The sequence below is a fragment of the Bradyrhizobium sp. Mp27 genome (genome assembly GCF_029953005.1).
Lineage (GTDB): Bacteria > Pseudomonadota > Alphaproteobacteria > Rhizobiales > Xanthobacteraceae > Bradyrhizobium > Bradyrhizobium barranii.
In genome coordinates, this window is record NZ_JASAUS010000049.1 from 13,240 (window position 1) to 26,057 (window position 12,818).

The 12,818-nt window shown below is 64.5% G+C and carries 9 protein-coding genes; 5 read left to right on the top strand and 4 right to left on the bottom strand.

Annotated elements, in window-relative coordinates:
• Positions 1-9: 9 nt before the first annotated feature.
• Together QJT78_RS23885 and QJT78_RS23890 are read left to right on the top strand one after the other, a co-directional pair.
• The gene (locus QJT78_RS23885) at positions 10-729 is read left to right on the top strand and encodes a ribonuclease activity regulator RraA (protein ID WP_028149321.1); all 720 of its coding nucleotides are present in this window, start codon (positions 10-12) and stop codon (positions 727-729) included.
• A 74-nt stretch (positions 730-803) separates the two neighbouring features.
• Complete coding sequence (locus tag QJT78_RS23890; RefSeq protein WP_028149320.1) at positions 804-1,895, top strand: SMP-30/gluconolactonase/LRE family protein; 1,092 nt, start codon at positions 804-806, stop codon at positions 1,893-1,895.
• A 285-nt stretch (positions 1,896-2,180) separates the two neighbouring features.
• Here the strand turns inward: QJT78_RS23890 and QJT78_RS23895 are convergent, their stop codons facing one another.
• Positions 2,181-4,280: a S9 family peptidase gene (locus tag QJT78_RS23895; RefSeq protein WP_028149319.1), complete on the bottom strand. Its 2,100-nt coding sequence runs from the start codon at positions 4,278-4,280 to the stop codon at positions 2,181-2,183.
• A 340-nt stretch (positions 4,281-4,620) separates the two neighbouring features.
• Here QJT78_RS23895 and QJT78_RS23900 point away from each other — a divergent pair, with 340 nt between their 5' ends.
• Positions 4,621-6,057 carry an MBOAT family protein gene (locus tag QJT78_RS23900; RefSeq protein ID WP_028149318.1) on the top strand — a complete coding sequence of 479 codons (1,437 nt, stop codon included), beginning with the start codon at positions 4,621-4,623 and terminating at the stop codon, positions 6,055-6,057.
• The gene (locus QJT78_RS23905) at positions 6,057-7,157 is read left to right on the top strand and encodes a hypothetical protein (protein WP_028149317.1); all 1,101 of its coding nucleotides are present in this window, start codon (positions 6,057-6,059) and stop codon (positions 7,155-7,157) included. Before QJT78_RS23900 ends, QJT78_RS23905 begins: the two co-directional genes overlap by 1 nt.
• A gap of 243 nt (positions 7,158-7,400) precedes the next feature.
• On the opposite strand, the gene QJT78_RS23910 is transcribed toward QJT78_RS23905, so the two are convergent.
• From QJT78_RS23910 to QJT78_RS23920, 3 genes are all read right to left on the bottom strand, one after another.
• Entirely contained in the window at positions 7,401-8,588 is a 1,188-nt protein-coding gene (locus tag QJT78_RS23910; RefSeq protein WP_028149316.1) for an aminotransferase class V-fold PLP-dependent enzyme, read from the bottom strand.
• Positions 8,589-8,752: 164 nt separating this feature from the next.
• The gene (locus tag QJT78_RS23915) at positions 8,753-9,478 is read right to left on the bottom strand and encodes a thermonuclease family protein (RefSeq protein ID WP_028149315.1); all 726 of its coding nucleotides are present in this window, start codon (positions 9,476-9,478) and stop codon (positions 8,753-8,755) included.
• Between the two features lie 259 nt (positions 9,479-9,737).
• Positions 9,738-11,465 carry a hypothetical protein gene (locus tag QJT78_RS23920; protein ID WP_038943419.1) on the bottom strand — a complete coding sequence of 576 codons (1,728 nt, stop codon included), beginning with the start codon at positions 11,463-11,465 and terminating at the stop codon, positions 9,738-9,740.
• A 421-nt stretch (positions 11,466-11,886) separates the two neighbouring features.
• Between QJT78_RS23920 and QJT78_RS23925 the strand changes: the two genes are divergently transcribed.
• Positions 11,887-12,738 (top strand): caspase family protein, encoded by an 852-nt coding sequence (locus QJT78_RS23925; RefSeq protein ID WP_038943420.1) that lies wholly within the window; start codon positions 11,887-11,889, stop codon positions 12,736-12,738.
• Positions 12,739-12,818 lie beyond the last annotated feature (80 nt).

Consider the following 12,818-nt stretch of genomic DNA (forward strand, 5'->3'; position numbering starts at 1 on the left):
AGGATACACATGACAAAACTCACCGAAGCCACCCGCACAAAACTCAAATCCGTCTCCACCGCCACCGTCGCCACCGCGCTGTTCAAGCGCGGCCTGCGCATCCAGATGATCCAGGATGTGCACCCGCTCGGCGCCGACCAGCCGACCATGGTCGGCGAGGCCTTCACGCTGCGCTACATGCCGGCGCGCGAGGACCTCAACACCATCGACGTCTTTAGGGATCGCTCGCATCCGCAGCGCAAGGCGGTCGAAGATTGTCCGCCCGGCAGCGTGCTGGTGATGGACAGCCGCAAGGACGCGCGCGCGGCCTCGGCCGGCGCGATCCTGGTGACGCGATTGATGAAGCGCGGCGTCGCCGGCGTCGTCACCGACGGCGGCTTTCGCGATTCCGCCGAGATCGCAAAGCTCGGCATCCCCGCCTATCACCATCGCCCCTCGGCGCCGACGAACCTCACGCTGCACCAGGCGATCGAGATCAACGTTCCGATCGGCTGCGGCGATGCGCCGGTATTTCCGGGCGACGTCATCCTCGGCGATGCCGACGGCGTCATCGTGATCCCCGCGCATCTCGCCGACGAGATCGCCAACGAAACCTTTGAGATGACCGCGTTCGAGGATTTCGTCACCGAGGAAGTAGGCCGAGGCCGCGGCATCTTTGGGCTCTATCCCGCCACCGATCCGCAGACGCTCACCGATTTCGCGGAATGGCGGAAGAAGAACGGCCGCTAGGCCGAAGCTAAGTCACGTCAAGAAACGAGCCGGCGCATCAAGCGCCGGCCTTTTATCGAGCAGGGAGGATTCTGATGAATTTCACGCGACGTAGTCTCATGGCCGGCGCCGGTGCGGCGGCGGCTTCCGCACTTCTAGCCCGCGCCGCCGGTGCCCAGTCGTTTCCGTTCACGCCCAACCAGCGCTACCCCGATCCCGCCGTCCAGATCCTCGATCCCAGCTTTGGAAAATACCGGCTCTATTCCTCGACGGTCGAGCAGGTCGCATCAGGCATGCGCTGGGCCGAAGGCCCCGCCTATTTCCCCGAAGGCGGCTATCTGCTGTTCTCGGACATTCCCAACAACCGGATCATGAAGTTCGACGAGAAGACCGGTCAGACCAGCGTCTTCCGCGCCAACGCCAACTATGCCAATGGCAATGCGCGCGACCGCCAGGGCCGCCTCGTCACCTGCGAGCACTCCGTTACCCGCCGCATCACCCGCACCGAGAAGGACGGCAAGATCACCGTGCTCGCCGACAAGTTCGAAGGCAAGCGGCTGAACGCGCCGAACGACATCGTGGTGAAGTCCGACGACAGCATCTGGTTCACCGATCCCTTGTTCGGCATCAATGGCGAGTGGGAAGGCAAGAAAGAGAAGGCCGAGCAGGCCACCACCAACGTCTATCGCATCGCCAAGGACGGCAAGATCAGCGCCGTCCTCACCGACCTCGTCAATCCGAACGGCCTCGCCTTCTCGCCGGACGAGAAGAAGCTCTACATCGTCGAATGGAAGGGCACGCCCAACCGCAGCATCTGGAGCTACAATGTCGGCGACGACGGTGCCTTGAGCGGCAAGACCAAGCTGATCGACGCGGCCGACCAGGCCTCGCTCGACGGTTTTCGCGTGGACCGCGACGGCAATCTCTGGTGCGGCTGGGGCTCCAACGGCGCGCTGCAATCCGGGCCCACCGAGGTCGGCGGCCGCAAGGTCTATCAGCTCAAGGGCAAGTCGGAAGATCTCGACGGCGTGATGGTGTTCAACGCGGACGGCAAGCCGCTCGCCTTCATCAAGCTGCCCGAGCGCTGCGCCAACCTCTGCTTCGGCGGCCCGAAGAACAACCGGCTGTATATGGCGAGCAGCCACTCGGTGTATGCGCTGTATGTCGAGGCGCATGGGGCGGTGTGAGGCAGAGCTGACCAGCTAAGCTGCCGTAGGGTGGGCAAAGCGACTTGTCCGCCGTAGCTCGAAGAGCGAAGGCGGAAGCGTGCCCACCGCTCTCGTCGCAATTGCTGAAAGATGGTGGGCACGGCGCGATGCGCCTTTGCCCACCCTACAAAGCTGCCGAATTCCTTCGCCTCTCCCAGCGTGCGGGGAGAGGCCCGTAGCCCGGATGGAGCGCAGCGCAATCCGGGGCGGTCTTGCCGTCTGCACGAATCCCGGATTTCGCTGCGCTCCATCCGGGCTACAAGGTTACGCCCCCGCCATCCCGGCCGCCCACAGCGCGAACGCATAGACGATTGCGACTTCGTCCAGCCGGTCGAACCGCCCCGATGCGCCGCCGTGGCCGGCGCCCATGTTGGTGCGGAGTAACACCGGGCCGCCGCCGCTCATGGTCGCGCGCAGGCGCGCGATCCATTTCGCGGGCTCCCAATAGGTCACGCGCGGATCGGTGAGACCGCCCATCGCGAGGATCGCCGGATAGTCCTTGGCCGCGACGTTGTCATATGGCGAGTACGACAGGATGGTGCGAAAATCCTTCTCGCTCTCGATCGGGTTGCCCCATTCCGGCCATTCCGGCGGCGTCAGCGGCAGCGTGTCGTCGAGCATGGTGTTGAGCACGTCGACGAACGGGACTTCGGCGACGATGCCCGCGAACAATTCGCCGGCGCGGTTCGCTACCGCGCCCATCAGCATGCCGCCCGCCGAGCCGCCATGGCCGACGATGCGTTTTGCGCTGGTGTATTTCGCATCGATCAGCGCCCGCGCGCTGGCTGAGAAATCATCGAACGAGTTGGTCTTCTTCTCGCGCTTGCCGTCGAGATACCAGCCCCAGCCCTTGTCGGCGCCGCCGCGAATATGGGCGATGGCGTAAACGAAGCCGCGATCGACCAGCGAGAGGCGATTGGCGTTGAACGAGGCCGGCATCGCCATGCCGTAGGAGCCGTAGCCGTAGAGCAACAGCGGCGCCGAGCCGTCGAGCTTCAGCCCGCGGCGATGGAGGATCGAGACCGGCACCTCGGCGCCGTCATGCGCCTTGGCCATGATGCGCGTGGTGACATAGTCGGCCGCATCGTGGCCGGAAGGGATTTCCTGGCGCTTGCGTAAGGTCCGCGTGCGCTTGACCATGTCGTAATCATAGACTTCGGACGGCGTCGTCATCGATGAATAGGCGAAGCGCAAATTCGTGGTGTCGAATTCGTAGGAGCCCATCGTATCCAGCGAATAGGCCGCCTCGTCGAAGGCGATGGCGTGCTCGTCCTTTGTCGTGAGGTCACGGATCACGATCGACGGCAGCGCGTTGGCGCGCTCCAGCCGCACCAGATGGCCGGCATAGAGATCGAGGTCGATGATATAGATGCCGGGACGATACGGGATCAGATCGCGCCAGTTCTTGCGCTCGGGCGCGCCGAGCGGCGCGGTGACGATCTTGAAATCGATGGCGTCGTCGGCATTGGTGAGGATGAAGAGCTCGTCGCCGCGGTCGGCGAGCGAATATTGCACGCCGTCCTCGCGTGCCGCGACCAGGCGCGGCGGCGCCTCGGGGTGAGCTAGATCGATCAGCCGCTGCTCGGAGGTCTCGTGATCGCCGCCTGCGATCACGCAGAAGCGGCCGCTGGTGCTCTCATGCAGATGGGTGAACCAGCCGGCATCCTGCTCCTCGTAGACGAGCGTGTCGTCGGCCTGCCTGGTGCCGAGCTTGTGCAGCCACACCTGCATCGGGCGATGGTTGTCGTCGAGCTTCACGTAGAAGAAGCTCTTGCAGTCCTTGCTCCAGACCACGCCGCCGTCGGTCTCCTCGACCAAATCGTCAAGATCCTTGCCCGTGGCCCAGTCGCGGACGCGGATGGAAAAATACTCCGAGCCCTTGGTGTCGGCGCTCCAGGCTTGCAGTTTGTGATCGTTCGAGTGGCGGCTGCCGCCGAACTTGAAGTATTTGTGGTCTTTGGCGAGCGCATCGCCGTCGAGCACGATATGGCCCTCGCCGCCGTCGCGCGGCATGCGGCCGAACAGCTCGTGCTGGCCGCCCTCGCGAAACCTGCGGAAATAGGCGAACGGGCCGTCGGGCGAGGGCACGCTGGAATCGTCCTCCTTGATCCTTCCGCGCATCTCGCGCACCAGCGTCTTCTGAAGTGACGAGGTGTGGCCGAGCAGGCTCTCGGTGTAGCCGTTCTCTTCATTGAGATATTTGCGGATGTCGGGATCGAGCACGGCGGGATCGCGCAGCACCTCCTGCCATTTCTCGTCCTTCAGCCAGGCATAGTCGTCGGTCACGGTGATCCCGTGCCGCGTGAAGGAATGCGGCCGGCGCGGGGCGACGGGGGGCTGGGAAGGTGTCTTGGCTTGTGTCACTCGGTCCTCATCATCTCGTATTCGCGCTACGCTCCCTCTTTACCTCTCCCCGCCTGCGGGGAGAGGTCGAATTCGATCGCAGATCGAATTCGGGTGAGGGGGTACAGGTCCCTCGGCAATCTCATCCGCGGGGAGAGGCCCCTCACCCCAACCCTCTCCCCGTAAGAACGGGGAGAGGGAGAAGAAAGGCGCGCCGCATCGCTCGCCGTGTTCCACCTTATATCGTCCCGATTCCGCGAATTGCCAGCGCCGCTGCGCCAAGGACTGCGCCAAGTCGCCGGGTTGTTGATCGCCCCCTTGTATGCTTTAGGGGCGATATTCCCGCTGCCGGTCCAGCCTGATGCTGTTCAATTCCTACCCGTTCATCCTGCTGTTCCTGCCGGCCGTGCTGGCCGGCTATTTCTGGCTCGGGCGGCGCAGCAATCTGGCGCCGGTGATCTGGCTGGCGCTGGCCTCGCTCGCCTTCTACGCCATCGGCAGCTGGCAGTTCGTGGGCCTGCTGCTGATCTCGATCGCCTTCAACTACGGCGTCGGCCATCTCCTGATCGCGGCGAAGCTCGCTCCAATGCAACGAAAGGCGGCGCTGGCGCTCGGCGTCGTCGGCGACCTCCTCGTGCTCGGCATCTTCAAATATGCCGGCTTCGTCGCCGAGAACATCAATGCGCTGGCCGGCACGCATGTCGCGGTCCATATCCTGCTGCCGGTCGGCATCTCCTTCTACACCTTCACCCAGATCGCGTTCCTGGTGGATGCGTATCGTGGCCAGGTCGCGCGTTACGCCTTGCCGCACTATGCGCTGTTCGTGACCTACTTTCCGCATCTGATCGCGGGGCCGATCCTCCACCACAAGGACATGATCCCGCAATTCGAGCGGAAGGAGACCAAGCTTCCTGACGCGCACCTGATCCTGTGCGGCATCGTCATCTTCGCGATCGGCCTGTTCAAGAAGACCTGCCTTGCCGACGGCATCCAGCCACTCGTGGCGCTCGCCTTCGAGGCGCGCTCGCCGAGCTTTGATCAGGCCTGGTGTGGTGCGCTCGCCTACACGTTCCAGCTCTATTTCGACTTCTCCGGTTATTCCGACATGGCGATCGGGATATCGCTGATGTTCGGCATCTTCCTGCCCGTGAATTTCAACTCGCCCTACAAGGCCGCCAGCATCGTCGAGTTCTGGCGCCGCTGGCACATGACCTTGTCGCAATTCCTGCGCGACTATCTCTACATCTCGCTCGGCGGCAATCGCCGCGGCCGCGTGCTGCGCTACGTCAATCTGATGATCACGATGCTGCTCGGCGGGCTCTGGCACGGCGCGGCCTGGACTTTTGTCGCCTGGGGCGCGCTGCATGGCGCTTACCTCTGCGTCAATCATGCCTTCAACGCGCTGGTGCCCAACGTCCCGACGTTGCTCGTGCGTCCGGTCCGCATCGTCGGAGCCGTGCTGACGTTCCTCGCCGTCGTCGTGGCCTGGGTTTTCTTCCGCGCCGAGAGCGTTACTTGGGCGCTGCGCGTCCTCCACGCGATGGCCGATCCGTCGAATATCGTCCTCGGCCGCGAGGAGATCGCCGCATTGGTTCTGGTGTCGATCCATGCCGCGCTGGTGTGGCTGGCGCCGAACACGCAAGCGATCATGGGATACGATCACGACAATCGCAGGGTCGGCGAGACCCTGCCGGTGGGGCGGATGCGGCCGCTGTTTCTTTACGGCGCGTCGCTGGTGCTCGCTCTCGGGATTCTCGGCATCCAGAGCCACAGCGAATTCATCTATTTCCGGTTCTGATGCGGGGCAATTTCACACATCTGAGACGTCTTCTGCTCGTCAGCATCGCCTGCGTGCTGGGCGCGGCGGTGCTCACCTATCTCGTCGATCCCCTGCAACTGTTCCGCCCGTCGCGACTGGCCTTCTATTCCGACGACACGCGCGTGCAGAATGCCGGGCTGATCCGCAGCCAGTCGTTCGACACCGCCTTCATGGGCACCTCGCTCGCGATCCATTTCCGCCAGAGCGACATCGATCGCGCGCTCGGCGTCCACTCGCTCAAGCTGGCAATGACCGGGTCCAATTCGCGCCAGCAGGGCTTTGTGCTGGAGCGGGCGATCGAGCGCGGTGCCCGGCGCGTGATCTGGGCGATGGACGATTTCATCTTTGTCGATGCGGCCGATATCGAGGCCGATCCCTTTCTGCCCGTCGATCTCTATCGCCAGACAACGAAGGGCATCGCGTCCTATCTGTTCAGCGCCGCGATGGCGAAGGAATCGTTGTTCGCGCTGCTGCGGTCGATCCCGCCGCTGCAGCAGAAGCTGACCCTGGCGGCGCCGTTTCTCCCCGTCAAGTTCGCGCTGTCCGATGTCGACGACATCTACGCGCTGCCGCGTGATTTCGACGTCGCGCGTGACTACAATGCGAAGAAGACGCTCGCCTCGTTCGCCTACATCACGAGCCCCGTGCGCAGCCGATTCCTCGGCGAAGGCTATGGCTACGACGCCATGCTCCGGCATTTCGAACGCGACGCCGTCGGCTTGATCGCGCGTCATCCGGACGTGACCTTCGACATCTACCTCCCGCCCTATTCGATCCTGCAGTTCGTCGCGATGCGCGATGCCTCGCCTGCGACGCTGAAGATCGTCACCGACCTCACCGCGCGCATCGCCGAGCGGCTGACGCAGCTTCCGAATGTGCGTCTGTACGATTTCCGCGCGATCAGGGCGGTGACGCACGATCTCGGCAATTACAGCGACGTCATCCACCATTCGCCGGTGGTGGACGCGATGGTGCTGAATTGGCTGGCGCGTGGAGAGTATCGCGTCGATCCCGAGGCGCCGCTCGCGTCGCTGGATGCGCTGAAGGCGCAGATCGAGGCGTATCGAGTCGCGCGCTGAAGTTCCCCTCTCCCCCTGTGGGAGAGGGTGGCTCGCCGCGCAGCGGCGAGACGGGTGAGGGGTATCTATCCGCGTGTACAACTCTCGCAGTGAAGTTTGCGGAGAAAGACCCCTCATCCGGCGCCATAGCCGAAGCTTCGCTTCGGCGTTCCTGAGAACGGCGGCCGAAGGCCGCCTATGCCACCTTCTCCCACAAGGGGAGAAGGAAGAAAGAAGCGAAGCTTTCGCCGGGGCGACCGAGAACTACACCGCCACCTGCTCGCCGAGATACGCGACCGCGGCTTCCAGCCCGCCCTTGCCGTGTGGGATCTTCAGCGCATTCAGCCCGATCTCGACCACCCCCAACGTGCCGAGCAGCATCGGCGCATTGACGTGGCCCATATGGGCGATGCGGAAGGCTTGTCCGGAGAGATCGCCGATGCCGGTGCCCAGCACGACGCCGCACTTGTCCTTGCAATAGCGCTGCAGCAGCGCCGGATCGTGGCCATTGCTCATGGTTACCGTGGTCACGGTGTTGGAGCGCTCGCTCGCCTCCGCGACGTTGAAGCCGAGCACCTGGCCTTCCGACCAGGCGGAGACGGCGCGGCGCGTGGCTTCGCCGAGCAGGCTGTGGCGGCGGAACGCGTTTTCGAGCCCTTCCTCGTGCAGCAGGTCGATCGCCTTGCGCAGCGCGAACAACAGATGCACCGGCGCGGTGCCGGCATATTTGCGATAATTCTCGCTGCCTTCGCGCTCGCTCCAGCTCCAATAGGGCGTCGACATGTTGGCCTTCTTCTGCACCTCGAGTGCGCGCGCGTTCGCCGCGACGAAGCCGAGGCCGGGCGGCGTCATCAGGCCCTTCTGCGAGCCGGACATAGCGACGTCGATGCCCCATTTGTCCATCTCGAACGGCATGCAGCCGAGCGAGGCGACAGTGTCCACCATGTACAGCGCGGGATGGCCGCTCGCCTTGATCGCCTTGCCGATCGCCTCGATGTCGTTCTGCACGCCCGATGCCGTGTCGACCTGGACGACGACGACGGCCTTGATGGTGTGCTCCTTGTCGCGGCGCAGGCGCTCTTCGACCTCGTGCGGCCGCACCGCGCGGCGCCAGTCGCCCTTGAGCACCTCGACCTCGGCGCCCATCAGGGCGGCCGCGTTGCCCCAGCCGATCGCGAAGCGCCCACTCTCCAGCACCAGCACCTTGTCGCCGCGCGACAGCACGTTGCTCAGCGCGGCTTCCCAGGCGCCATGGCCGTTGGCGATGTAGATGTAGGACTTGCCCTTGGTCGCGAACAGCTTCGAGATGTCTGCGAGAAGGGTATCGGTCAGCTCGTGCATCTCTTTGGAGTAGATGTCGATCGCCGGACGATGCATCGCCTGCAGCACCTCGTCGGGCATCGTGGTGGGCCCGGGGATGGCCAGAAATTCCCGGCCCGCGCGAACGGTCATTGCTGTTGGTCCTTGTTGCTTCAGAACAGGCTGGTGGGTCGCTGACTCACGTTCTACGCGCCGTGGAAGCCCAAGAAAAGCACGCAAAACGCAGGTCTGGGGTGGTTTTTGTTTCGAGCATGGTCTTGTCGGAAAACCGCCTCACTCTTTTCCGGACCATGCACTTATCTCTTGGTCTCGCGGCAGCCGGCGGCTTCGGCCTCTTCCACCGAGCAGAACCAGCGGGTGCCCTTGCTGATCTTCATCTTGATCTGGGTGTACCAGCGGCTGGTCGGCTGGTGATAGATGCACTCGCCGGCGGTGTTGACGTTGCCCTTGATGGTGCAGTCCGGCGAGGGCGCGACCGGCCCGGAGGCCGAGGCGAGCAGCACCGCATGCGCGCCCTCGGGCGGCTTGGTCGCGCCCAGGATGGTGGTTTTCTTGTTGCGGACGCGCCAGTCCCATGGCGCGATGAAGGCGCCCTGCCACATGCCGGCCTTTGCCTCGCGCGCGGCCGCCTCGTCGGGTTCGTAGTCGTGAGAGACGCGGGTGTAGGCGAGTGCCCAGCCGCTGCGCACCAGCCATTTCTGGATGTCCTCGCCGCCGACCTCGCAGCGCGCCACGGTGCGGCCGCGCCGGTCTATCGCGCGGGCGTGGCAGACCCAGTTCTTGCCCTCGGTGTATTTGGCGAGCTCATCGCGCGCCGCGATGCCGCAGGTCCAGCGCTCGGTTTTCGTATTGAGGCAGAGCTGGTCGACCGCGGGCGCGTCGATGCCGCCGAGCCGGACCCGCGTATTCCCGATCAGGACGGAATCGCCGGCGCGGACCTTTGCGGTACCGGTGATGTCGGCGGCCTCGGCCAGCGAGGGGATGGCGAGCAAAGACAGCGCAATCAGGAATTTTCGCAACATGCCGGTCCGCGTGTGAGGAAAATCTCGATAGACGTCGCAATTGTGGTCGGCTTTTGGCCGCCCGGCCAGCGCCTGCCCAACGATTGAGCTTTCAACTTCCCGTCATTGTGGCGGGGGCTCTCGTGTCCCGGACGCGCTGCAGCGTGAAACGCTGCTGCGCAGAGCCGGGACCCAGAAATTGCGAGCGCTCTGCGACATGGGCCCGGGCTCAGCAGCGCACCGCTTCGCGCTGCGCTGTGTCCGGGGCACGAGACCATCCTCACCCCCGCGCCATCGCCCGCTTCGCCACTGCCAGCCCCATCAGCACGAAGGCCGACGTCACCTCGGGACCACCCACCAGAATCCTCGTCGGCGTCTTCATCTTGTTCCATTCATAGGCGCGGAACGGGCCGCGGCGGCCGCCTTCGCCGAGGCTCGCGACGATCACGTTCAGCGCCGGCGCGAAGGCGCGCGGGTCGGCGCCGAGATGGCCGAGCGCGATCAGCGCCAGCGCCGCGTCGAACACGTTCATCTCCGCGGCCATCAGCTCGCCCTTGACGTAGGAGAGCACGCGATGGCGGATGAAATCGAAATCGCCGTCGGGGTCGATCGCGGCCTGTGCTGCCAGCGGCAGCGCCAGGAAGGCCGCATAGCAGCGGCCGAAATAGGCGCTGTAGAGCTCGGGCAGATAATAGATGTGCGAGCGCGGATTGGCGAAGGTGCCGCTCGCGGCGAGCCGCTTCTGGAAGCCGATGATGCGATGTACCGTGGCCAGCCGCGCCGGCGTCTCCAAAATCTTCCAGCGCGCGAGGTTGCGGAAGCTGACCTCGAGAATGTCGAGATTGAGCGTCGGATCGAGATCGTTGCCGTAGGGCCGCTCGCCTTTGAGGTTGTCGATCCAGGTCGCGACGCCGCCCTCGTAGTCGATGTTGTCGTTGAGCGGCACGGTCACGCGCGGCTCGTTGACGCCGGCCAGCACCTGATAGCCCGAATAGAAGTCCAGCAGCGGCTGATCGATGATCGGATCGGTGCAGCCGGCTTGCGTCGCTGCTGAGATCGAGCACGCCGTGGTGTCGCAATCCGGCACATAGACGCCGAAGCCGAGGTCCTGCTTGATCTGGGCGAAGAAGCGGGAGAAGCGCGGATGCGGCGCCGGCGCGAGCGCGGTGATGACCTTGAAGCGTGTGCCGTCGATGCCCTCGACCTCTTCGCGGCTGATGTTGACGCAGAAATCGACCATGTCGGCGATCGCACGCTCGGATGCAATCTTGTCGGCCGGCGAGGCGAGCCCGGTCTCGACATAGCTCAGCAGCGCCTCGATGAAGAACGCGTCGTAATAGGCCGAGCGGTGTCGGATCTGCACCGGCTCCCACATCGGCTCGGCAATGCCGCTCCAGGGCGGATTGACGACGGCTGCTGCCTGCGAGCGCGCGATGAAGACGCGGGCGAGATTGAACAGCAGCGAGGAGTTCTTGTAGCCGCGCGCGTTCAGCCCCGTCAGCGCCATGGTCAGCTCGCGCCCACGGACATCGGGGTCGCCGATCAGGTTGAAGGCGGCATAGGTCGGCAGGAAACCGTTCTTGCGGTACGAGCCGAGCAGATGCTGCGCGCAGTCGCGGATCACGCCGTCGATCTGCGCCTGTTGCGGCGCTTGGCCTGTGAATATCGCCGGCGGCGGTTTTGGATGATCGAGCGCGATGCTGTCGACGAGATCGGCGATTGGCTGGCCGACCGCCGCCCAGTCGGGCTCGGCATCGTCGCGCGCCCGCACCAGCGCCGTGCGAAGCCGGGTGAGCTTCGCCTCGTCGCGCAACTCGGGCAGCCCGGCGCGACCGAGCAGGATCCGCAATGCGGGATTGCCGAGCGCGGTCTTGTAGAACTTGGCCAGATGCGGATCGCCGCTGGCCGGGCCCGACAATACGGGATCGCAGACGTCGTAAAGCGAGGGGCCGTCCTTTCGCGCCGTCAGCGCCCGGCAGGCGGCGCCGGCAAAATAATGAAAGCTCATGAAATACCTGGTCGCGGGGCCTTGGCCAGGGGCCGGCCGGCCCGCTCCCATCTGCGCGCCACCCCCTCCAAGTCTTTGAAAAAGCTACCCGGATTCGCAGGAAATACAAATGTGATGGTGGTCACGGAAAAACCCGGCACGGGAGCTGCTTGATTAAGGCCGTTACAAGGGGCTCGCGACGAAAAAACGTGCAAATTCTGCTCGGAGGATTAACCAATATCTTCAGTCACTTAGCTCAAATTTTGGGCGATCTATTGCCGGGGAGGAGATATCCGGTTAAGGCTTTGTTTGGTGCGGCGCCGCAAATTGCGCGCAGTTCGGGGGCAGATCCCCGGCCAATCCCTCAAACCTGAAGCCACCATCGCGCTACTCAAACATTGTGCGCGCGCTTGGCTGGTCTTTGGCACAGGAACGAACCGAGATGAATGTAAGGCAGCTCGAGCTTTCCAGACGCACGATCGCGGTGGCCGCAGCCCTCATCGGCACGGTGTCGCTCGTGATCGGCGCGCATGCTGCCCTCAACATGCGCGCGATCGATGCCGCCAAGGCCGTGTCGACCGACCAGGTCACCGGCTCGATCGGCCAGTCGTCCCGCCTCGCCCTCGTCATCGGCAATGGACATTATCCCGACGCCAGCGCGCCGCTGACGCAGTCGATCAACGACGCCCGCGCGCTGTCCTCGTCGCTGCGCAAGAACGGCTTTGATGTCGACATGGTGGAAGACGCCACCAAGGACGACATGGTCCGCGCCGTCAATCGCCTGAAGTCCCGGATCAAGCGCGACACCGTCGTCATGCTGTTCTTCGGCGGCTACGGCGCGCAGGCCGGCCGCGAGAGCTACATGCTGCCGGTCGATGCGGTGATCTGGAAGGAAAGCGACGTCCGCCGCCAGGGCGTCTCCATCGACGGCGTGCTCGACATGATGAAGGAGCAGGGCGCCAAGGCCAAGCTCATCGTCGTCGACGCCTCGCGCCGTAACCCCTACGAGCGCCGCTTCCGCTCCTATAGCCACGGCCTCGCGCCGATCAGCGCGACGGACAACGCATTGATCCTGTCCTCGGCTTCGCCCGGCAAGGTCGTCGACGACGGCAAGGGCGAGCACAGCGTGCTGGTCGGCGAGTTCCTCACCAACCTCAGCGCGCAGGGCAGCGCCGAAAGCGTCTTCAACAAGACCCGCGTCGCCATCTCCCGCGCCTCCGAAGGCGACCAGGTCCCGACCATCTCATCCTCGCTGCTCGAGGACGTCCATTTCGGCGAAGCAGCCGGCGGCTAGTTTTTCGCGGCTATCGCAGGCCTTGTAGGGTGGGCAAAGGCGCGAAGCGCCGTGCCCACCATCTTTCCAAAATCGCTGAC